Origin of the sequence: Rahnella sp. 2050 (genome assembly GCF_040544515.1) — a bacterium.
In the GTDB taxonomy this organism is placed as follows: domain Bacteria; phylum Pseudomonadota; class Gammaproteobacteria; order Enterobacterales; family Enterobacteriaceae; genus Rahnella; species Rahnella aceris.
The window spans coordinates 131,612-154,120 of record NZ_JBEPKE010000006.1 but is presented as its reverse complement, the minus strand read 5'-3'; the positions used below and the strand labels follow the sequence as shown (position 1 = coordinate 154,120).

Annotated in this window: 23 protein-coding genes and 1 other annotated feature; of the genes, 6 read left to right on the top strand and 17 right to left on the bottom strand. The window is 49.5% G+C overall.

Annotated features, from left to right (window positions below):
• Positions 1-13: 13 nt before the first annotated feature.
• The 15 genes from arnA to thrS all read right to left on the bottom strand — a co-directional run bounded on the left by arnA (position 14) and on the right by thrS (position 15,410).
• Entirely contained in the window at positions 14-1,996 is a 1,983-nt protein-coding gene (gene arnA / locus ABIC79_RS20450; protein ID WP_037035289.1) for a bifunctional UDP-4-amino-4-deoxy-L-arabinose formyltransferase/UDP-glucuronic acid oxidase ArnA, read from the bottom strand.
• Complete coding sequence (arnC, locus tag ABIC79_RS20445; RefSeq protein WP_013576124.1) at positions 1,996-2,976, bottom strand: undecaprenyl-phosphate 4-deoxy-4-formamido-L-arabinose transferase; 981 nt, start codon at positions 2,974-2,976, stop codon at positions 1,996-1,998. Before arnC ends, arnA begins: the two co-directional genes overlap by 1 nt.
• Positions 2,976-4,118, bottom strand: coding sequence for a UDP-4-amino-4-deoxy-L-arabinose aminotransferase (gene arnB / locus ABIC79_RS20440; RefSeq protein ID WP_013576125.1), 1,143 nt, complete (start codon positions 4,116-4,118; stop codon positions 2,976-2,978). Before arnB ends, arnC begins: the two co-directional genes overlap by 1 nt.
• Before the next feature lie 348 nt (positions 4,119-4,466).
• The gene (gene btuD, locus ABIC79_RS20435; protein ID WP_013576127.1) at positions 4,467-5,216 is read right to left on the bottom strand and encodes a vitamin B12 ABC transporter ATP-binding protein BtuD; all 750 of its coding nucleotides are present in this window, start codon (positions 5,214-5,216) and stop codon (positions 4,467-4,469) included.
• A 19-nt stretch (positions 5,217-5,235) separates the two neighbouring features.
• Entirely contained in the window at positions 5,236-5,787 is a 552-nt protein-coding gene (locus tag ABIC79_RS20430) for a glutathione peroxidase (RefSeq protein ID WP_013576128.1), read from the bottom strand.
• Between the two features lie 72 nt (positions 5,788-5,859).
• A complete protein-coding gene (btuC, locus tag ABIC79_RS20425; RefSeq protein ID WP_013576129.1) occupies positions 5,860-6,867 on the bottom strand; it encodes a vitamin B12 ABC transporter permease BtuC in 1,008 nt (335 codons plus the stop codon).
• 153 nt (positions 6,868-7,020) lie between these two features.
• The gene (locus ABIC79_RS20420) at positions 7,021-7,419 is read right to left on the bottom strand and encodes a DUF2502 domain-containing protein (protein ID WP_013576130.1); all 399 of its coding nucleotides are present in this window, start codon (positions 7,417-7,419) and stop codon (positions 7,021-7,023) included.
• 779 nt (positions 7,420-8,198) lie between these two features.
• Complete coding sequence (ihfA, locus tag ABIC79_RS20415) at positions 8,199-8,495, bottom strand: integration host factor subunit alpha (RefSeq protein WP_004089944.1); 297 nt, start codon at positions 8,493-8,495, stop codon at positions 8,199-8,201.
• Positions 8,496-8,499: 4 nt separating this feature from the next.
• Positions 8,500-10,887, bottom strand: a complete 2,388-nt coding sequence (gene pheT / locus ABIC79_RS20410; protein ID WP_112152168.1) for a phenylalanine--tRNA ligase subunit beta — start codon at positions 10,885-10,887, stop codon at positions 8,500-8,502.
• Positions 10,888-10,901: 14 nt separating this feature from the next.
• Positions 10,902-11,885 carry a phenylalanine--tRNA ligase subunit alpha gene (gene pheS / locus ABIC79_RS20405; RefSeq protein ID WP_013576133.1) on the bottom strand — a complete coding sequence of 328 codons (984 nt, stop codon included), beginning with the start codon at positions 11,883-11,885 and terminating at the stop codon, positions 10,902-10,904.
• A 99-nt stretch (positions 11,886-11,984) separates the two neighbouring features.
• Positions 11,985-12,109, bottom strand: a sequence feature (Phe leader region).
• Positions 12,060-12,104: a pheST operon leader peptide PheM gene (pheM, locus tag ABIC79_RS20400; RefSeq protein ID WP_121626058.1), complete on the bottom strand. Its 45-nt coding sequence runs from the start codon at positions 12,102-12,104 to the stop codon at positions 12,060-12,062. Its footprint overlaps the feature before it by 45 nt.
• Before the next feature lie 125 nt (positions 12,110-12,234).
• Complete coding sequence (rplT, locus tag ABIC79_RS20395) at positions 12,235-12,591, bottom strand: 50S ribosomal protein L20 (protein ID WP_013576134.1); 357 nt, start codon at positions 12,589-12,591, stop codon at positions 12,235-12,237.
• Between the two features lie 42 nt (positions 12,592-12,633).
• On the bottom strand, positions 12,634-12,831 hold the full coding sequence (gene rpmI / locus ABIC79_RS20390; RefSeq protein WP_013576135.1) for a 50S ribosomal protein L35: 198 nt from the start codon (positions 12,829-12,831) through the stop codon (positions 12,634-12,636).
• A 95-nt stretch (positions 12,832-12,926) separates the two neighbouring features.
• On the bottom strand, positions 12,927-13,478 hold the full coding sequence (gene infC, locus ABIC79_RS20385) for a translation initiation factor IF-3 (protein WP_013576136.1): 552 nt from the start codon (positions 13,476-13,478) through the stop codon (positions 12,927-12,929).
• Positions 13,479-13,481: 3 nt separating this feature from the next.
• Positions 13,482-15,410, bottom strand: a complete 1,929-nt coding sequence (gene thrS / locus ABIC79_RS20380; protein WP_013576137.1) for a threonine--tRNA ligase — start codon at positions 15,408-15,410, stop codon at positions 13,482-13,484.
• Between the two features lie 289 nt (positions 15,411-15,699).
• Here thrS and ABIC79_RS20375 point away from each other — a divergent pair, with 289 nt between their 5' ends.
• Positions 15,700-16,380 (top strand): MarC family NAAT transporter, encoded by a 681-nt coding sequence (locus ABIC79_RS20375; RefSeq protein WP_013576138.1) that lies wholly within the window; start codon positions 15,700-15,702, stop codon positions 16,378-16,380.
• 23 nt (positions 16,381-16,403) lie between these two features.
• Here ABIC79_RS20375 and ABIC79_RS20370 read toward each other — a convergent pair whose 3' ends face one another.
• Entirely contained in the window at positions 16,404-17,039 is a 636-nt protein-coding gene (locus tag ABIC79_RS20370; protein WP_013576139.1) for a transglycosylase SLT domain-containing protein, read from the bottom strand.
• Between the two features lie 322 nt (positions 17,040-17,361).
• Between ABIC79_RS20370 and ABIC79_RS20365 the strand changes: the two genes are divergently transcribed.
• On the top strand, positions 17,362-18,231 hold the full coding sequence (locus ABIC79_RS20365; protein WP_037035297.1) for a fructosamine kinase family protein: 870 nt from the start codon (positions 17,362-17,364) through the stop codon (positions 18,229-18,231).
• Between the two features lie 105 nt (positions 18,232-18,336).
• Here ABIC79_RS20365 and ABIC79_RS20360 read toward each other — a convergent pair whose 3' ends face one another.
• Positions 18,337-18,885, bottom strand: coding sequence for a YniB family protein (locus ABIC79_RS20360; protein WP_119261786.1), 549 nt, complete (start codon positions 18,883-18,885; stop codon positions 18,337-18,339).
• A gap of 193 nt (positions 18,886-19,078) precedes the next feature.
• Between ABIC79_RS20360 and hxpB the strand changes: the two genes are divergently transcribed.
• The 4 genes from hxpB to ABIC79_RS20340 all read left to right on the top strand — a co-directional run bounded on the left by hxpB (position 19,079) and on the right by ABIC79_RS20340 (position 22,438).
• Positions 19,079-19,744, top strand: a complete 666-nt coding sequence (hxpB, locus tag ABIC79_RS20355; RefSeq protein WP_013576142.1) for a hexitol phosphatase HxpB — start codon at positions 19,079-19,081, stop codon at positions 19,742-19,744.
• Between the two features lie 308 nt (positions 19,745-20,052).
• Positions 20,053-20,889, top strand: coding sequence for a 5-dehydro-4-deoxy-D-glucuronate isomerase (gene kduI, locus ABIC79_RS20350; RefSeq protein WP_013576143.1), 837 nt, complete (start codon positions 20,053-20,055; stop codon positions 20,887-20,889).
• A gap of 77 nt (positions 20,890-20,966) precedes the next feature.
• The gene (gene kduD, locus ABIC79_RS20345) at positions 20,967-21,728 is read left to right on the top strand and encodes a 2-dehydro-3-deoxy-D-gluconate 5-dehydrogenase KduD (RefSeq protein WP_013576144.1); all 762 of its coding nucleotides are present in this window, start codon (positions 20,967-20,969) and stop codon (positions 21,726-21,728) included.
• A gap of 152 nt (positions 21,729-21,880) precedes the next feature.
• Positions 21,881-22,438, top strand: coding sequence for a metal-dependent hydrolase (locus ABIC79_RS20340; RefSeq protein ID WP_013576145.1), 558 nt, complete (start codon positions 21,881-21,883; stop codon positions 22,436-22,438).
• Positions 22,439-22,509: the final 71 nt, after the last annotated feature.

The window sequence follows — 22,509 nt, the reverse complement described above, 5'->3', positions numbered from 1 at the left end:
GACGGGCACCGTTTCAGGCTTTGCCAGCGTCAGGATTTACTGAACGCAGGAAGAAATCCAGGGTTTCAGCAACGGTTTTATCCATGCCGATTTCCGGTTTCCAGTTAAGCAGACGACGGGCATTTTTGATGCTCGGCGTACGGTGCTCCACGTCCTGATAGCCTTTTCCGTAATACGTGCTGCTTTCCACCAGATTGAAACCAGCGAACGGCGGGAACTGCGCGCGCAGCGGATGTGATTCAAAACTGCTCAGCAGCATTTCTGCCAGTTCACGAATGCTCGCTTCGTTAGTCGGGTTACCGATGTTAATAATCTGGCCATCACATAAGTTGTCGCGGTTCTCGATGATCCGGAACAACGCTTCAATACCGTCGTTGATATCAGTGAAGCAACGCTTTTGCTCGCCGCCATCCACCAGTTTGATCGGTGATCCTTCAACCAGATTCAGAATCAGTTGGGTGATCGCACGGGAACTGCCGATACGCGCAGCATCCAGGTTATCCAGGCGCGGTCCCATCCAGTTGAACGGACGGAACAGGGTGAACTTCAGGCCTTCTTTCGCGCCGTAAGCCCAGATCACGCGGTCCAGCAGTTGCTTGGAAACAGAGTAAATCCAGCGCTGTTTGTTGATCGGGCCGACAATCAGACGGGAATGATCTTCGTCGAATTCCTTATCATCACACATGCCGTAAACTTCAGACGTTGACGGGAAGATAATGCGTTTTTTGTATTTAACGCAATCGCGGACAATTTTCAGGTTTTCTTCGAAATCCAGTTCGAATACGCGCAGCGGATTACGGGTGTATTCGATTGGCGTTGCAATCGCCACCAGCGGCAGAACGACGTCGCATTTTTTGATGTGATATTCGATCCACTCTGAATGGATGCTGATATCGCCTTCCACGAAGTGGAAATGCGGATTACCCATAAAGCGGCTGATCGCGTCAGAGCTGATATCCAGGCCATAAATTTCATAGCGGTCTTCGCGAAGCAAACGCTCACTCAGGTGGTTACCGATAAAACCATTCACGCCGAGGATTAAAACACGGGTACGGCGTTTCATCACCGCTGTGGGCAGCGTTGCGACACGCATATCCGGCATAATGCCCAGTTCCAGCGCCAGACGGGAACCCTGTACATACAGGCCGTTTTCACTCTGCCCTGCCAGAATTTCCAGCGCACCTTCGCCACAGGCGATGGTCAGCGGATCAGAAGAAAGCACGGTGCCCGGTTGTTTGTCGTGCTGAGTTGCCAGCGGACGTGCGCGCCAGATAGTCAGTTTACGTTGGCCGAGATAAGAGAATGCGCCGGGATAGGGTTCAGTCACCGCGCGGATCAGGTTATTAATTTCAGTGGCCGATTTGTGCCAGTGAATTTCACCGTCAGCGGCGGTACGGCGACCAAAGTAACTGGCCTGAGATTCGTCTTGCGCCGTCAGTGTGATGTTACCCGCTTTCATTTCCGGCAACACATCTGTCAGTAATGCTTTCGCTGCCTCACGCACTTTGGCATGAAGTTTCAGCGCCGTGTCATCGCCAGTGATCGCCACTTTGCGCTGACCAACGATATCACCTGCATCCGGTCGTTTGACCATTTTATGCAAAGTGACACCCGTTTCGGTTTCACCGTTGAGGAGCGCCCAGTTAACCGGTGCACGACCACGGTAACGCGGCAGCAATGAACCGTGCAGATTGAAGCCACCCTGCGGCGCCAGAGATAAAATCTCTTCGCTCAGCATATTACGGTAGTAGAAAGAGAAGATGATATCGGGCTGTAAAGCACGGATGCGGTCAACCCACAATGGATGGTTAACATCTTCCGGTGCATAAACGGGCAGGTTCAGCTCAGCGCCCTGACGGGCAACGGAAGAAAAGAACTGGTTTTCATTCGGGGAATCAGTGTGGGTGAAAACTGCCTGAACATCATAACCCGCGTCAACCAGAGCCTGTAAACCAACACAACCAATATCATGATAGGCAAATACAATCGCTTTCATTACTCTTCTTCCTGACTGTGGTCTTCGGAACGAACGCCGACGACTTTTTGAACAAAATAACGGGGACGCGCACGAACATCGTTGTAGATCCGCCCGATGTATTCACCGAGTAATCCCATACCGACAAACTGCGCACCGATAAACATAAATAACAATGCAAATAGCGTGAATACGCCTTCCGCAGACCACTCAGGGCCGTTGATCAGGCGCATTAAAATGAGGAATACCGCCAGCAGGAAACCGAAGATGGCAATCACACTGCCAACAACACTGAGCATTCTCAGCGGTGTTGTCGTCAGACAAGTGATCAGGTCATACATCAGGTTAATCAGTTTCATCAGACTGTATTTGGAATCACCAAACTCACGCTCAGAATGCTGAACCGGAATTTCTATGGTTCTGCGCGCGAATGTGTTGGCCAGAATAGGAATAAAGGTACTGCGCTCATGGCAATGCAGCATAGCTTCGATAATGTGACGGCGATAAGCCCGTAACATACAGCCGTAGTCACCCATCGATTTACCGGTGGCACGTTGGATCATCATGTTGATCATCTTTGATGCCGTTTTACGGAACCAGGAATCGCGACGATTTGCACGTACGGTGCCGACAACGTCATAGCCTTCATCCGCCGTGGCGACCAGGCGCGGGATTTCTTCCGGTGGATTTTGCAGGTCAGCATCAAGCGTAATGACCAGATCACCGGTCACATGGCTAAAACCGGCCATAATGGCGGAATGCTGGCCGTAATTGCGGTTGAGCAAAACGGCAATAACATGGCTGTCCGGTTGTTCTGCAGCGGCAGCGAGCATGTCGCCGGAGCTGTCAGAACTGCCGTCATCCACCAGAATGATTTCGTATTGCTGGGTTAATTGCTGACAAGCGGCCTGCGTGCGGGAAAGCAACGCAGGCAGGCTTTCTTCTTCGTTGTAGACCGGGATAACCACCGAGACTTTACGGATTGGTTCGTATTGCGCCACTACTGCGCCTCCAGAAGGGAAAAAAGAGCCGCGACAACGCGGTCCACATCGCTGTCCTGCATATCAGGGAACAGCGGCAAACTGCATAAACGTGCCGAATTCCATTCACTGTTTGGCAGGCTCAGGTGCGGATAACGTTCGCGGTAATATTTTTGGGTGTGAGCTGCACGGAAATGTAAACCCGTTCCGATCCCCTGCTCTTTCAGACGTTCCATCAGTGCGTCACGGCTGATACCACAACGCGCTTCATCCACACGGATCATGAATAAGTGCCACGCATGAAGGTGCGGGTAAGCCGGTACAGCCATTGGCAGATAAGGTGAGCCCTGTAATTTATCCAGATAACGCTGTGCCAGCTCCGCACGGCGGGCATTCATTTGTGCAAGACGTTTAAGCTGCACGACAGCCACAGAAGCATGAATGTCGGAGAGATTGTATTTAAAGCCTGGCTCAACCACTTCAGCCTGCGGTTTACGCCCCAGCACCTGACGATCAAATGCATCAACCGCCAGACCATGGAATTTCAATGCACGTACTTTTTCAGCCAGAGCATCATCGTCGGTGGCAATCAGACCGCCTTCTGCGCAGGTCATATTTTTGATCGCGTGGAACGAGAAAATTGCTGTCCCCTGTGCGCCAATCCAGCGTTCACGGTATTTTGTGCCTGCCGCGTGCGCAGCATCCTCCACGACCGGAATACCGTGTTCATTAGCAACAGCATAAATCGGGTCAAGGTCTAAAGGCGCGCCGGCGTAATGCACCGGGATAATCGCTTTGGTTTTTGGCGTGATAGCCGCAGCAACCGCGTCGGCACTGACCATCAACGTGTCAGGATCAACATCAATCATCACCGGTTCTGCGCCGAGCAGGACAATCATGTTGATGGTTGAAACCCAGGTCTGTGAAGGCGTGATCACTTCATCGCCCGGTCCGATGCCGAGCGCCATCAGGGTGACATGCATGCCGCCGGTCGCAGAACTGACTGCGATAGCATGCTTACAACCGAAAGTGGCAGAAAAATCCTGTTCAAGCTGATGAGTCTGTGGCCCTGTGGTGATCCAGCCAGAACGTAAAACCTGCCCCACTGCAGCTATTTCTTCTTCGCCCATAGACGGACGGGAAAAAGGCAAAAAGTTTTCCATTACGCTATCCCAAAAAGGTAATTACCGATACCGACTGTAGACCGCATTTATTTAACAGTAAGTAAACGCCGTCATGAAATTATGGATCTTATGATGTCGGTTTAATCTTAATTTAACCTTAAGGATTTACCAGTCACGCGAAGCTAAACAGAAAGTAAATAAACAAAAATTAAATAGCAGGAAAAAATAAAAATCATTTAATAACAACCAATTACATTAAATTATGTTTTTATGAAAAAAATGAACTTTATTAAAACAATGCATCTTCTGCGTTTTTTATGAACAAATAAGAATTGGGGTAAAGCGTAAACCCCAATAATAATATAATTAAACCGCTATGCATTAAGCTCAGGTCGCCATTATCCATTGCCTGCCTGCCAGTTCGTGTATCTGAAATGCCACTTTGTACACGTCTGAAAGTATTTCAGGCTGCATGACATCAGCACATTTTCCCGCCGCCATCACCTGACCCTGCGACATAAGCCAGATCTGATGTGCGTAATGGAGGGTATGGTTGAGATCATGATCGCTTAACACCACGGAACGTCCTGCCGCGCAAAACTCCGCAAGTAACTGATCCAGCGCCTGCTGCTGGGCAACATCCAGGCTGTTCATCGGCTCATCAAGGAATAAAAGCTGACTATCAGGATTCACCGTCGGCCACACTTGCAATAAAGCAGCCGCCAGCCTCACCCGCTGCCATTCCCCGCCGGATAAATGCGTGACCGGCCGGCCAAGTTTATCGCTGAGATGTAAAGCATCACATAAACATGAAACCGTGCGCTCAAGAACAGCAGGATCCACTTCTCGCGGCTGATGAAGGGACAAATATTGAAATACCGGCATCAGGGATGCCGGGGTCAGTTGCTGGCATAACCAGGCGCGAAGACGTGCCAGCCTGGGTCCGGGAACGTCGGCAAGCGGTTGTCCGTCGAGAATAACCTCGCCTCCCCCTGCCGACATACCCGCCAGACGGGTCAGTAAAGTGCTTTTCCCGGCGCCATTCGGGCCGATAATATGGATCCGACAGCCCGGCACAATCTGCGCGCTAAATGCGCTAAGCCGCCCCGCAACGGTTATCTCACGACATTCCAGCATTGGTGTATTCACACGCAAATTATTTCGCCAGTGCGGCTTTGATGGTTTCCATAAGGATCGGATCTTCCGGTGTCATATCGGGTGCAAAACGCTGAACCACGGTGCCGTCACGACCAATCAGGAATTTCTCAAAGTTCCACAAGATGTCATCGGGCTTAAGAGGTTGACGACCTTTGCTGGCCAGACGTTCGTAGAACGCACTGTCTTCCGGTTTGACGGCTGTCGGACAGGCTGCAATCAGCGCTGAATACAGCGGATGACGGTTGTCTCCGTTGACGTTAATTTTGCTAAACATCGGGAATTTCACGCCAAAATGGGTGGTGCAGAAGGTTTTGATCTCATCTTCAGTGCCCGGTTCCTGCGCGCCGAATTCATTGCACGGGAACCCCAGCACTTCAAAACCACGATCGTGCCAGGCCTGGTAGATATTTTCCAGCCCCTCATATTGCCTGGTCAGGCCACATTGTGATGCCACATTCACGACCAGCAATACAGAACCTTTATAAGCACCGAGTGTCGTGGTTTCGCCATCGATAGTTTTCAGGGAGATATTATAAATTTCATTACTCATCGTTTTCGTCCTGATATTTGTAGGTTAGGGGAAGGGTTTCAGTGAACAGCATAGCCGACACACCGAAAAGCATCAGCGGATTTGTCCGGTTCTGGTCAGCAACCAGATGAATACCGGTGCACCCAGCGTGGCAGTCACCACACCAATCGGTAATTCCGCCGCGGATAAACCAATTCGCGCCAGCACATCCGCTAACAGTAAAACTGAAGCGCCGCAAAGCGCACAGGCGGGCAGCAAACGGCGCTGATCGGTGATCCCGCAAAGCCTGAGAATATGCGGGATGATCAGCCCGATAAAACCGATGACGCCCGATAAGGCGACGCTCAGCCCGACCATCCAGCCGACGGCAAGCACCAGAATATAACGCCAGGTGTTCAGCGATATGCCGAGTTGCCTCGCCTGCTGCGTCCCGAGAGACAATAGATTGAGTGCATTCCCCTGTAAGACCAGCCACAGTAAAACAGGCAGCAACATTAATCCCAGCCAGAGCTGATTCCAGTCAACACCGCCAAATCCGCCCATCATCCAGTACATCAACTGCCGTAAATCGAGATTGTTGCTGAAATAAATCGCCCAGGTCATTAAAGCACTGCAGACAATCCCAATAGCAATCCCGACAAGAAGCATACGGGCATTCGTCAAAAGGCGTTTACGGGCAATATATAGCAGAAAGAAAGTGACAATCAGAGCGCCCGCGATGGCTGCCAGACTCATGATCCAAACAGGCAACAGGCCGTGGCTTAACATGACACATAAAACCAGCGCGACGCAGGCACCATTGGCAACACCGAGTAAACCGGGCTCGGCAAGAGGATTTTCGAACAACGACTGCATCACTGCCCCGGAGACAGCGAGACTTGCGCCCACCAAAATGACAGCGACAGCGCGCGGAAACCGTAATTGCCACACGAACAGACGCGCCTCAGTGCTGAACCATTGATCCGGCCACAGCCAGCGTTCACCCGCACTCAGACTGAACACCCATATCAACAACAAGAACATACCCAGCCCGTATAACCAGCGGCGGTCACGGTATTTCTGTTGCTGTTCAAAGGCAGAAAAGGTCTGCGGGATAGGCATGAATGGCTAATTCCTGGGGCTCACGGGAAGTGACTATCCTACCGATATTAGGCAGTTAGCTCTAGCGAAGAACGGCTGAATACCATAAATAGAAATTGAAAAAGCCGGTGACTGAGCACCGGCTTCGGACACGTTGGGCATTTACAGGGAAAATCAGTGTCCCTGATAACCATTCGGCGGGATCGGCTGGCCGTTCCCCTGATGACCATTATTATCATGATGATCATTACCGTTCGGACGGCCCGGATTATGGGGCTGCGGTCCTGGCTGATTACGCCCCGGCTTATCATGGTTACGCTGCGGTGGTTTAGCGTCCCAGCGATTACCGTGCCAGTACATGCCATGTTCATTACGCTCACCGTAATGATGGCCCTGATGATCATGCCACCACTGCGGTGGACGCCAGTCATAGCCATCCCAATAGTAACCGCGCTGATCCTGATCCCCGAGGTGAAGTGATACGCCAGGTACGTTGAGGTCAATAGAAACATTTGCCTGCGCGATCACAGGCAAAGCCAGTGCACAACAAAGCAATAAGAGAGATTTTTTCACGTTAGTTACGCCTTCTTTATTTTTTATGACGTGATTTTTATATCAGTCAGGTATTGAAGAAAATATAAGAAATAAGCGTATTTTCGGATAACTTGCTCTGACCTTACAATAAAAACACAAACATGTCCTGGTTGAAATAATTCAACAAGACGGCGTGTGTTATCTATTCAATTCCTATTAAGACACTAACAAATCTTAACGCAAGCCTGACAACAACCTGTCTGCATTCTATTTATAATCGACCTGTTTATTCAAACGAAGGATGTATTTTATGCGTCGTATTTTCGCTCTGCTGAGCATTGCTCTGGTTGTCGTCAGCCTCAGTGGCTGTTTATTCCCACCATTTTGGGGTCCTGGTGGTGGCGGTCATGGCGGCGGTGGGCACGGTGGCGGCGGTCCGGGTGGACCTCGTATGTTCTATAACCACTAGTCACCTTTTATAATTCCATTCTCCCGTTCCCGGTTAATTTGTCCGGTGCCTTTTATTCAGATATTAATATGTACATATTATTAACTGAACATAATGAGTGACTTACCATAGGGGCTTCGGCCCCGTTTTATTTGAATGGCATCCGGATAAATAATAAACCAAAGTTCTTTTCAGGCCTTGAAATTTAATCTATCAGACTAATCCTGAACCGCCTACCCCTTTAACGCTATCTTTTCACTTTCTGTGCTAATTACTTAAAAGCGTTAAAACCTATTGTTTCCGATGACACTGCACTCTTAAAAATCAGATAAAAAAAAGGCCGCTTTCGCGGCCTTTTTGATGTTTTCACTTATTCTTTCGGCGTGGCATTCTCTACACGACTTTTCAATTTCTGTCCCGGACGGAAAGTCACCACACGACGCGCCGTGATCGGAATATCTTCGCCGGTTTTCGGGTTACGTCCCGGACGTTGGTTTTTGTCACGCAAATCAAAATTGCCAAAGCCAGACAGTTTAACTTGCTCGCCATTTTCCAAAGCACGACGTACTTCTTCGAAAAATATTTCAACAAGGTCTTTGGCATCCCGTTTGCTCAGCCCGAGCTTTTCAAACAGGTGTTCTGACATTTCAGCTTTAGTAAGCGCCATAGGTTCAATCCCTCAAGGATGCTTGGAATCGCTGTTTTAGAGCCTCTACACATTTTGCAACGGTAGCGGCGATCTCCTCTTCTTCCAGTGTACGGCCGGTATCCTGCAACACCAGACTGATAGCCAGGCTCTTGTAACCTTCAGCTACGCCCTTGCCACGGTACACATCAAACAAGTTTACGCCAACTACCTGATTTGCGCCAACTTTCTTGCACTCTGCCAAAATATCGTCTGCGGGCACGTTTTCGGCCACTACAACAGCGATGTCACGACGGTTCGCCGGGAAGCGAGAAATCTCTTTCGCATCAGGCAGTACGCGGTCTGCGACCTTATTCCACAACAGTTCGAAGACCACGGTACGACCATTAAGATCGAGTTTACGTTCCAGCTCAGGGTGTACTACACCAATGAAACCAATACGTTCGCCGCGTAAATAAATTGCTGCGCTCTGCCCAGGATGCAACGCAGGATTCGCTTCCACCTTGAACTGTACATCGTTCATTTTGCCGGTAAGCTCAAGAATAGCCTCAAGATCACCTTTCAAATCGTAGTAGTCAACTGCCTGACGCGCCAGATCCCAATGCTCTTCATTTTTAGTGCCGGAGATTACACCAGACAGCATGACGTCCTGACGGATACCCAAATCGGCTTGCGTATCAGGTACAAAGCGCAGGCCGCTTTCAAATAAACGTACGCGACTTTGCTGACGATTCTGGTTATTTACTACAGCAGTCAGCAGGCCAGACCACAGGGAAAGACGCATTGCAGACATTTCAACCGAGATCGGGCTGGGTAAAATCAGCGCTTCTTCGCCAGGATGCAGCAGAGCCTGCACTTTTGGATCGACAAAACTGTAAGTGATCGCTTCCTGGAAACCACGATCAACCAGCAGATTTTTCACACGTTTCAGTGAAAGGTTCGCTTCACGGTGTTTGGTCATCACCAGACTGGCTTTAACCGGCACATCAGGAATGTTGTTGTAGCCGTAGACACGCGCGACTTCTTCCACCAGGTCTTCTTCGATTTGCATATCGAAACGCCAGCTTGGCGCCACAGCTACCCAGTGGTCGCCATTATGCTGAACCTTACACCCCAGACGGGTCAGGATGTCAGTCACCTGAGCATCTTCAACATGATGCCCGATCAGGCGATCCAGTTTTTCACGACGCAAGGTGATGGTTGCCGCTTTCGGCAAATCAACGTCGGAGGTCGCTTCAATGACCGGACCGGCTTCACCACCACAAATGCTCAGCAACAACGCAGTAGCCCGTTCGATAGCTTTGAACTGCAGCTCAGGATCCACACCACGTTCATAGCGATGAGAAGCATCCGTGTGCAGACCCTGACGGCGTGCACGGCCAGTAATTGAGAGCGGAGCAAAGAATGCAGATTCCAGCAGGACGTCCTGCGTCTCGTCGTTCACACCGGAATGTTCGCCACCAAAGATACCGGCCATTGCCAGGGCTTTCTCATGGTCTGCGATGACCAGCGTATCTTCCGCCAGTTTCGCCTCTGTGCCATCGAGCAACGTTAATGCTTCGTTTTTCTGCGCCATGCGCACGACGATGCCACCACTGATGCGATTCAGATCAAACGCATGCATTGGCTGACCGAGTTCGAGTAACACGTAGTTCGTGATATCGACCACGGCGTCGATAGAACGGGTGCCACAGCGACGCAGTTTTTCACGCATCCACAATGGTGTAGGTGCTTTAACGTTGATGCCTTTAACGACACGGCCCAGATAGCGCGGACACGCTTGTGGCGCCTGCACATCAATGGGGATGGTGGCATCAATCGTTGCTTTCACCGGGTTCATTTCCGGCTCAACCAGTGGCAACTGGTTGATGACAGCAACATCACGCGCCACGCCGAGGATACCCAGGCAATCAGCACGGTTTGGCGTTACGCTGATTTCAATCGTGGTGTCATCGAGTTTCAGGAATTCACGGATATCTGTACCGACTGGCGCATCAAGTGGCAGTTCAATAATACCGTCGTGATCCTCTGAAATACCCAGCTCAGAGAACGAACACAGCATGCCTTCTGAAGGCTCGCCACGCAATTTGGCAGCTTTGATTTTGAAATCACCCGGCAATACGGCGCCCACCGTTGCAACTGCAACTTTCAGGCCCTGACGACAGTTTGGCGCGCCACAAACGATGTCCAGCAGACGATCGCCGCCCACATTGACTTTAGTCACACGCAGTTTGTCTGCGTTTGGATGCTGACCGCATTCGACAACTTCACCGACAACCACGCCATTAAATGCGCCTGCAACCGGCTCAACGCCATCAACCTCCAGGCCGGCCATAGTAATTTGGTCTGATAATGCTTCGCTGCTAATGGCTGGGTTTACCCACTCACGCAACCAGAGTTCACTGAATTTCATGTGATATTCCCGCCTTACTTAAACTGTTTGAGGAAACGCAGATCGTTTTCGAAGAATGCACGCAGATCAGTCACGCCATAACGCAACATAGTCAGACGTTCCATCCCCATTCCGAAGGCAAAACCGGAATACACTTCAGGGTCGATGCCCACATTGCGCAGGACATTCGGATGCACCATGCCGCAACCCAGCACTTCCAGCCATTTGCCATTTTTGCCCATTACATCCACTTCTGCGGAAGGTTCTGTGAACGGGAAATAGGAAGGACGGAAACGGATCTGCAAATCAGCTTCAAAGAAGTTGTTCAGGAAATCGTGCAGTGTGCCTTTCAGGTTGGAGAAGCTGATGTCTTTATCAACGATCAGGCCTTCCATCTGATGGAACATCGGGGTGTGAGTCTGATCGTAATCGTTACGATAGACGCGGCCCGGCGCGATAATACGAATTGGCGGCTGCTGGTCTTTCATGGTGCGGATCTGAACACCGGAAGTTTGCGTACGCAGCAGGCGCTTGGCATCAAACCAGAAAGTATCGTGATCGGCACGTGCCGGGTGATGACCCGGAATGTTCAGGGCATCAAAGTTGTGATAGTCATCTTCGATTTCAGGGCCGGTTTCCACGGTAAAGCCTAATTCACCAAAGAAGGTTTCAATGCGGTCGATAGTACGGGTCACCGGGTGCAGACCACCGTTTTCGATGCGACGGCCAGGCAGGGAAACGTCAATCGTTTCCTCTGCCAGGCGGGCATTCAGTTCAGCGGACTCCAGCATATTTTTACGCGCGTTCAGGGCTTCCTGAACCTGCGCTTTCGCTTCATTGATGACCGCGCCCGCAGCCGGGCGTTCTTCCGCAGGTAATTCACGGAGGGTTGTCATCTGGAGTGTCAGGTGGCCTTTCTTACCCAGATATTCGACACGCACATTATCCAGCGCGGCGATATCCTGAGCACTCTCTACGGCTGCCTTGGCATTGGCAACCAGCTCTGCGAGATGTGGCATTGCTTTCCTCTTCTTCTGGCCAATATGGCCCGATGTAAAATAACCGTGATTAATCAGGGGCGCGATTTTGACCCTGAACCTTAGCGTATAAAGCACAGATACAAAAAAGCCTCCACGAGGGAGGCTTAGGCGCTACTTTTCGTTTCTTCTCTTACGCGCGAAAGCCTTCCAAAGTCAGGCGCTAAAGTAAAAAAAGAAACGGAAAATAGCAGCATGCATGCTTGCGTTACCTTGTCGGTTGTAAATCTTGTGCCGTAATTGAAACGAAACTGTGGGTATTAAACAACGAAACAGAATGTTTTTAAACACAAAATATAAAAGAGGGAGCAAGCTCCCTCTTTCACCTGACTTACGCCAGAGCTGCTTTCGCTTTTTCGACCAGTGCAGAGAATGCCACTTTGTCGAATACTGCGATGTCAGCCAAGATCTTACGGTCAATTTCAATAGAAGCTTTTTTCAAGCCGTTAATGAATTTGCTGTAAGACATGTCGTTCTGACGAGCTGCTGCGTTGATACGCGCGATCCACAGCTGACGGAACTGACGTTTCTTTTGACGACGGTCACGGTAAGCGTATTGACCAGCTTTGATAACAGCCTGAAATGCAACACGATATACGCGAGAACGGGCACCGTAGTAGCCTTTCGCCTGTTTTAAGATTTTCTTGTGACGTGCACGTGCAATCACACCACGTTTTACGCGAGCCATATGCTCTCCTGAGTTTTATATTCTAGATGAAAAAAAGTGTATTTATGCGTACGGCAGACATGCAGAGACCAGACCCAAATCGTTCTTGGATACCAGGCCTTTTGGACGCAAGTGACGTTTACGCTTAGTAGCTTTTTTGGTCAGAATATGACGCAGGTTTGCGTGCTTACGCTTAAAACCACCATTGGCGGTTTTTTTGAAGCGTTTAGCGGCGCCGCGTACTGTTTTGATCTTTGGCATTTTAAATTCCACTTCGCATTGTTATTAACATGAATCAGAAAGGCGAATCCAGAATACGCGGTGCGAACACCGCGTAGCAGGATTACTTGGAAGCCTTACTGTTTCTTCTTAGGTGCGAGCACCATGATCATCTGACGACCTTCGATCTTCGTAGGGAAGGATTCGACAACGGCCAGTTCAGAATCTTCACACAGGTCTTTACGGACGCGGTTAAGCACTTCCATACCGATCTGTTGGTGCGCCATTTCACGCCCACGGAAACGCAGGGTGATTTTGGCTTTATCGCCATCTTCCAGAAAGCGAATCAGGTTGCGTAGTTTGACCTGATAGTCGCCATCATCGGTACCAGGTCGGAATTTGATTTCCTTAACCTGAATAACTTTTTGTTTCTTTTTCTGCTCTTTGGTCGACTTGCTCTTCTCGTAGAGGAATTTGCCGTAATCCATGATTCGACAAACTGGCGGCTCGGCATTCGGACTGATTTCTACTAAATCGACGCCCGCTTCCTCAGCTTTTTCAAGAGCTTCATTCAGACTGACAATACCAATCTGCTCGCCATCGACGCCGGTGAGGCGAACTTCTTGCGCGCGAATCTCTTTGTTAATGCGATTAGGACGCGCCGGTTGAACTCGTTTTCCGCCTTTAATACTTTATTCCTCCAGTTGATGAAGACTTCTGCTGCGGATTTCCGCCAGCAGTTTGTCAACGACTTCGCTAACATCCATGCTTCCTAAGTCTTTGCCGCGGCGGGTACGAACAGCAACTTTGCCTGCTTCGACCTCTTTATCGCCACAAACTAACATATAAGGAACACGGCGTAGCGTGTGTTCGCGGATTTTAAAGCCAATCTTCTCATTTCTCAAGTCGGCTTTAACGCGAATGCCTGCATCTTGCAGTTTTTTAGTTAATTCTTCGACATAGGTAGCTTGTGAATCAGTGATATTCATAATCACTACCTGAACCGGAGCCATCCAGGTTGGGAAGAAGCCCGCGTATTCTTCAGTCAGAATACCAATGAAGCGTTCCATTGAACCCAGGATAGCACGGTGAATCATTACCGGAACCTGACGGTCGTTACTTTCGCCAATATAAGAGGCGTTCAAACGACCAGGTAATGAAAAGTCGAGCTGCACGGTACCACACTGCCACGCACGATCCAAACAATCATGCAAGGTAAATTCAATTTTTGGACCGTAGAACGCCCCTTCACCCGGCTGATATTCGAACGGAATGTCGTTTTCCGTCAGCGCAGCCGCCAGGTCATCCTCAGCACGAGTCCACATTTCGTCAGTACCAATGCGCTTCTCAGGACGGGTGGACAGTTTCACCACGATTTTTTCGAAGCCAAACGTGCTGTACATGTCATACACCATGCGGATACAGCTGTTCACTTCATCACGCACCTGCTCTTCTGTACAGAAGATGTGAGCATCGTCCTGAGTGAAGCCACGAACGCGCATCAGACCGTGTAATGCACCAGATGGCTCATTACGGTGGCAACTGCCAAACTCAGCCATACGCAATGGCAGATCACGGTAAGATTTCAGACCCTGATTGAAGATCTGAACGTGTCCCGGACAGTTCATTGGCTTGATGCAATATTCACGGTTTTCAGAAGAGGTCGTGAACATCGCTTCTTTGTAGTTTTCCCAGTGACCGGTTTTTTCCCACAGCACGCGGTCCATCATGAACGGACCTTTTACTTCCTGATAGTCATAAGACTTCAGTTTCATGCGTACAAAGGCTTCCAGCTCACGGAAAATGGTCCAGCCGTCGTTGTGCCAGAACACCATACCTGGTGCTTCTTCCTGCATATGGTACAGGTCAAGTTGCTTACCAATTTTACGGTGATCACGTTTACCGGCTTCTTCCAGACGCTGAATGTAAGCATTCAGTTGCTTTTTATCCGCCCACGCAGTGCCGTAGATACGTTGCAACATTTTGTTATCGCTGTTACCACGCCAGTAAGCACCGGAGGTTTTCTGCAGTTTGAAATGATGGCAGAAACGCATGTTCGGTACGTGTGGACCACGGCACATATCCACATATTCTTCGTGGTGATACAGACCCGGATGGTCATCATGACTGATGTTTTCATCCAGAATCGCCACTTTGTATTCTTCGCCACGGCTTGCAAAGGTATCGCGCGCTTCCTGCCAGCTGACTTTCTTTTTAATGACGTCGTAATTCTTTTCAGCCAGTTCGTGCATGCGCTTTTCAAGCAGTTCGATATCTTCCTGAGTCAGCGTACGATCTAAATCGACGTCGTAATAGAAGCCATTATCGATAACCGGGCCGATTGCCATTTTGGTGTCTGGCCACAGTTGTTTAATGGCATGACCCAAAAGGTGCGCACAGGAGTGGCGCAAAATTTCAAGACCGGCTTCGTCTTTAGCGGTGATGATCGCCAGTTGCGCGTCAACCTCAATCAGGTCGGTTGCATCAACCAGTTCGCCGTTAACACGACCAGCGATACAGGCTTTCGCCAGGCCAGGGCCGATATCAAGGGCAACATCAAGGGGAGAAACGGGGCGATCAAAAACGCGCTGGCTTCCATCAGGAAGAGTAATGACAGGCATGCTAATTCCTTAATCTACAGTGGTGCCCCACACGACAGAGCACATCTAGAAAAATATTTGAGTTTAAATTCACGTAGTTATTCACGCTATTTAGCTTTACCTTGCCAAATATAGGCACCCTGAATACATCACGTAATTGTATCGGGATGCGACGCGAAAACAGTCCATAAGTTTAGCATTCGTAAAGTGCGAATTTCCAGCAACCTGTGTTGCTAAACGCGGATATTTTTCGTGTAATCCCCCCTGACACGTTAAGGTAACCAGAGCAGCATTTAAAAAAGGGAAGGATATGACAGAAGTCAGGCAGTTATTTGAAGTACTGGGATTGGGCCTGATGGTACTGCTTCCGCTGGCAAATCCACTGACGACCGTGGCTTTGATGCTCGGTCTTTCCGGGAATATGACCACACAGGAAAGAAACCAGCAGTCGCTGATGGCCTCGGTCTATGTCTTTATCATCATGATGGTGGCGTATTACGCGGGACAGTTGGTGATGAATACGTTCGGGATTTCCATTCCCGGCCTGCGTATTGCGGGGGGACTTATCGTCACCTTTATCGGTTTCAGAATGCTTTTCCCACAGCCACACGTGGAAGAAAGGATCCTTATCGAGAACAAAACGGCGGAAATGAAGAAACAGGATTCGCCAAATATCGCTTTTGTTCCTCTGGCGATGCCAAGTACCGCCGGGCCGGGCACCATTGCCATGATCATCAGCAGTGCTTCAACGGTGAAATCATCTGATTTCCCGCACTGGATTATTACCGTTGCTCCGGTGATGATTTTCTTTTTAGTGGGTTTGATTTTGTGGATATCTCTGCGCAGTTCGGGGGCGATTATGCGTCTGGTCGGGAAAAGCGGGATTGAGGCTATTTCACGTCTGATGGGATTCTTGCTGGTGTGTATGGGCGTTCAGTTCGTTATCAACGGGGTTCTTGAGATTATTAAAACCTTCCCGCCAGCAGCCTGAGCCGCTGGCGGGAACATCAATGCTTACCGCATCGCGAGGTAGGCATTGTTCACTTTCCACAGATAACGTGGTGCTTGTGGCGCCGGGTGTTTTTTCTGCACATGAGCAGAAAACTCAGCAGGCGTCATCAGATTGATTTTCGCAATCGCATACGTCTTATCTTTGTCGAACGTTCTCAACAACGCCCCTGCTCCGTTCACATATGCCAGTGTGGTGGCGTAACGACGAGTTTCAGGGTTATTAATACCCGCAAGCTGCTGTTGTAAAATACTTAAATAAGCCGTACCCAGGTCAATGTTCACCGCCGGATCTTTTAAATCACGCGGCGTGGGCTGACCGTAACGTCCTTTCATCCGGTAGGCATCGCGTCCTGCCGTTGAGGCCTTTAGCTGCATTAACCCAATCGCATTCGATTTGCTGACAACGGTTGGGTTATATCCAGATTCGACCTGAATGATTGCTTTAACAAGTGTTTCGTCGACGCCATAGGTATTTGCCGCCTGGTGAATAACATCACCATAAGGCCCTGGATGCATTAATGAAGTATCGCGCTGAGGTGGCGGCGATGGATTCAAAAAACGCGTCGTCTGAACCGGTGTTTCTTTAGCGCAACCCGCCAGCAATAGCGCGGCCATCAAATAAAGAATGTTTGGTTTCACGTTATCTCTCTCGCGACTGGGACGAGATGTAGCATATACATCTTCTTCCAACACCTGAATATATTTTTCGTCTATTATTATTATTGTTTTGTTAAACAAAGGGGTTAGAGGGATGTCGATAAGACAATTCCGTTTATAAAACCCGTTTCATGTCACATATTCCTAAATTAATCTGTCCGCTGATGATACGTTCTATTTAGACATCTGAGAAATTGCATAAATTGACATCATCATCTGATTCAGCCGTGCGCCGGATCGGGTTTTCGAAGCTGAAAAAACGCTAACTTAATGAATTATCTGGCCAGTCAGAAGGGGTCATACCATGTGGCAAGCCGTCAATCGTTTGTTGAGTGAACACTTAGGCAATGCTGAAATCCGCGAACGTGTTGAGCTTCCGGGAGGCGAAATCCACCCGGCATGGCGGCTGAGCTACGGCGACAGAAACGTGTTTGTGAAATGCAATGCACGCGAAATGTTGCCTATCTTTGCCGCTGAAGCCGATCAGTTGGCCTTACTTGCGCGCAGCCAGACCGTCAGGGTGCCGGAAGTTTATGGTGTAGGTAGCGACCGTGATTACAGTTTCCTCTTGCTCGAATATATCCCGCAAAAACCTCTGGATGCACATAATGCCTATGTTTTAGGCCAGCAACTTGCCGCATTGCATCAGTGGAGTGAACAACTGCAATTCGGTCTGGATTTCGATAATGAACTGGCGACAGTTCCGCAACCCAACAGCTGGCAACGGCGCTGGGCTACCTTCTTTGCCGAGCAGCGCATTGGCTGGCAGCTGCAACTGGCTGCTGAAAAAGGGATGATATTTGGTAATATCGAAGATATCACCGCTATGGTTCATGCCCGCTTGCAGAATCATCAGCCGCAACCTTCACTTTTACACGGCGATTTATGGCCGCATAACTGTGGCTTATCTGATGATGGTCCGGTGATTTTTGACCCGGCCTGTTACTGGGGAGATCGGGAATGCGATTTGGCGATGCTGCCGTTATATCCGAATGTTCCGCCGCAATTATATGACGGTTATCAGAGTATAACGCCACTCCCTGACGACTTCATTTCGAGGCAACCGATCTACCAGTTATATTACCTGCTTAACCGCAGTAATTTATTCGGTGGTCAGCATCTTGTGGTGGCGCAACGCGCCATAGAAAGGCTGTTACACGAAGATATCAGTTAGCGGGATAAATATTTCAGCTCTGAACAAATAAGACCTGAAAACGTTAATATTCAGGCCTTATTTTTCATTTTCACAGAAACCCGTTATAAATATGTCGTCAAATTATCAGGCCATTAATCCTAATAATTTCAAAATGAAGTAGCCGATGACAGCGATGATAATTGGCAAAATATACAATGGAAAATACTGCACCAAAATCGTGTGTCGCGGTATCACGATACGCTCTTCAATTTGCGAACGTGTCCGGCCTTCAGCACCTTTCGCCTGTTCCAGAATAAGCTGATCCTGGATCCCTTCGCGAATGTGTTTTACCTGACGGGACATTCTCGCGCCGGAAGCCTGAAGTGCCAGCCCCACAAAAATCAGCCAGTAGATAATGAAGAACATGATGTTCGCGCTGGTGAAACCCTGCCCTAAAGCTGGCACCGGTGAGTTGTACCAAAAGACATTGAGAAACGAGGTATTGAACTTCACCATATCCACCATCACGTGGATGAAATCCAGCATGACCGCGTTGATGCCCTGCTCCGTCTTAGTGTGCTCGTTGATAAAATTCAGCAAAGAAATCAGCGTAGAAAGCAGCGCAGGGATAAAAATGATCCATCCCGCAATTCGTTTAATTACTGCCACACGTCCGGCTTGTTGGTACGTCATGAATTCCCCTTGTTAGGATACCTAAAGCAACGGCTAAGTTTACCCACAGAAAGCCTGCTCCGCCCAATGTTTTAATCAGTTAGCGTAACGCTGTACCGGGAACGTCCATCCTGTCCATTTTCACATGAGATTTCACCTGCATTCCCACCGATGTTAAAGTGGGTTTCTATTTATTGTGAGGGAGTCCGCTTTCATGGCTTATGTCCGCCCTGTTAATGCAGCAATTTTCGATATGGATGGTCTGTTAATTGATTCTGAACGGTTATGGACTCAGGCTGAGCTGGACGTTTTCAGTCGCCTGGGCGTTGATATTTCCCAGCGCCATTTGCTGCCGGATACGCTAGGTTTGCGTATCGATCAGGTGGTCAGGATGTGGTATCAGGCGCTTCCGTGGCAGGGTCCGGGTCAGGAAGAAGTGTCCTCAATGATTATTGCCCGCACGATTGAACTGGTAGAACAAACCCGGCCGTTACTGCCTGGCGTGAATCATGCCCTTGAGCTTTGCCGTGATCAGGGGCTGAAGATTGGTCTCGCGTCGGCATCACCGCTGTTTATGCTCGATACCGTGCTGGAAATGTTTAATTTACACTCCTTCTTTAAGGTTCGTGTTTCAGCGGAAAAGCTGCCTTACAGCAAACCGCATCCTGAGGTCTATCTGCTGGCTGCCGGAGAATTACAGGTTGATCCGCTCAACTGTGTGACGCTGGAAGATTCCTTTAATGGCATGATCGCCACCAAAGCCGCGCGTATGCGCTCGGTGGTGGTGCCGGACCATGAATACAGTGTGGATCCACGCTGGGCGCTTGCCGATGTCAAACTTTCTTCCCTCGAAGAATTGCGTGTGGCACACATCAGCTAAAATTTATGCGCAGCCGCTCATGCCGCTGCGCACCTTCTCTGCTTTCTCTCCTTTCCATATACCTTCTCTACGCATTTCTCCTGCCACAATTTTTGAAGCTTCGTTTAATTTCGTAAATCTTGAACTGACTCATAAAATAAATAAAACGTTATTTCATTTTTATTGAATTCGCATGTCAATGAACCTATGATTCCTGCAACAAGGACGAGCCGGGAGCTCTCCTGCTTCTGTACGCTGTCACTGCCACGCAACGGTCAGACTAGCCCGGTAAGTCCTCCTTGATATCGTCATTCATGAGAGGCACCGACATGCAAGTTCGTCAAAGTATCCACAGCGACCACGCAAAAACGCTTGATACCGCTGAATTACGCCGTGAATTCCTCATTGAGAAAATCTTTGAGAAAAATGCCTATACCATGACTTACAGCCACATCGACCGCATCATTGTCGGCGGCGTCATGCCCGCTGAAAAAACGGTATCCGTGGGTGATGAAGTCGGTAAACAGCTTGGTGTGAGCTATTTTCTTGAACGTCGCGAACTCGGCGTGATTAATATCGGCGGCCCGGGTCTGATCGTGGTTGACGGTACAACCTATGAAATTGGTCATGAAGAAGCGTTGTATGTCGGCAAAGGGGCAAAGCGGGTCGAGTTCAGCAGCGTTGATGCCTCCAGACCGGCCAAGTTCTACTACAACAGTGCGCCGGCACACACGACTTTCCCGAACAAAAAAATCACACTGGCGGAAGCCTCTCCGCAGACCATCGGCGATGCAGCTACCAGCAACCGCCGCACCATCAATAAATTCATCGTGCCCGACGTTCTGGAAACCTGTCAGCTGACCATGGGGCTGACCAAACTGGAAGAGGGGAGCCTGTGGAATACCATGCCTTGCCACACCCATGAACGTCGTATGGAAGTGTATTTCTACTTCAATATGGAAGCGGAAACTGCCGTGTTCCACATGATGGGGCAACCACAGGAAACCCGTCATTTATTAGTGCACAACGAGCAGGCTGTCATCTCTCCTAGTTGGTCAATTCACGCCGGAGTGGGTACCAAAAACTATACCTTCATCTGGGGGATGGTCGGTGAGAACCAGGTATTCGATGACATGGATCACGTCAAAGTCAGCGAACTGCGCTAACTCCCCCTTGCTCTGCCTTACCGGCAGAGCAACTCATTTTTTATGGCGAACGCGCCGTTGCAAAAGAGACTCTGAATATGATCCTCCGTTCATTTGAATTAAGCGGCAAAGTCGCAATCGTCACCGGTTGCAATACCGGGCTGGGACAAGGCATGGCGCTGGGTCTCGCGCAGGCGGGATGCGATATTGTGGGCATTAACGTTTCCGCCCCTGAAGAAACTGAAAAAAAAGTCACCATGTTAGGCCGCCGTTTTCTCGATCTGAGGGCTGATCTGAGCACCATCACAGGCATTCCTGAGCTGATCGAGAAAGCAGTCGGGGAATTTGGTCATATCGATATTCTGATCAATAACGCCGGTATTATCCGCCGTGAAGATGCCATCGAATTCAGCGAGAAAAACTGGGATGATGTGATGAATGTGAACAGCAAAACGCTGTTCTTTATGTCTCAGGCCGTGGCGAAGCAGTTCATCAAACAGGGTAACGGTGGCAAAATTATAAATATTGCCTCTATGCTCTCGTATCAGGGGGGGATCAGGGTGCCTTCCTATACCGCGTCAAAAAGCGCAGTAATGGGTCTGACCCGACTGATGGCCAATGAATGGGCGAAGCATAACGTCAATGTGAATGCGATTGCGCCGGGGTATATGGCGACTAACAATACGGAACAGTTGCGCGCCGATGAAGAACGCAGCAAAGAAATCCTCGACAGAATCCCCGCCGGACGCTGGGGTCTGCCGGAAGATGTCATGGGGCCGGTAGTCTTTCTGGCATCGAAAGCCTCTGATTACGTTAATGGTTACACCATTGCCGTCGATGGTGGTTGGCTCGCGCGTTAAGGGCAGAATAAGTGACACCAGAAAGGCGTATTCTTATACGCTTTTTTGTTTTTTATCAGTCCGTTGACAATTAGTTACAGGGCATCTCTTCCAAGATTGTGACAGTTTCACTTATACTGGATAAAATAACAGTTATCCAGTTCGGACGCGTCATGACGGCGGAAGGCCATCTCATTTTCTCAATTGCCTGTGCAGTATTTGCTAAGAAGGCCCAGCTTTCTCCCGAACTGGCGCATGGTGACTGGTGGCACATCATTCCAGGGTCTTTGCTTACCTGTCTGCTGCCCGATATTGATCACCCCAAATCGGTGCTGGGCCAGCGTCTCAAATGGTTGTCGGCCCCCATCGCCCGGGCTTTTGGTCACCGTGGATTCACTCACAGTTTGCTGGCGGTGGCTGGAGGGATTTTCCTGCTACGCACTCATTTCCCTCATGACTGGGTGATCCCCGCTGATGCTTTCCACGCCATGATTATCGGTTACCTGAGCCATATCCTGGCAGATATGCTGACGCCTGCAGGAGTGCCGCTGCTCTGGCCTTGTCGATGGCGTTTCCGGCTACCGCTGATTAACAGCCAGAAAGGTAATCAACTCGAGCGCACGCTCTGCCTTATGCTGGTCGGCCTGACGCTTTTCTGGCCAGACTGGACGCCCATCATTGGTGCAATAAATCCTGACTTTTTTAATCACATCCTGAAATTATTCATCTGAATAGCATGAAATATTGCCGATATGATGAAAATTAATACAAATACCAACAAAAAGTTATAATGAATTCCTTT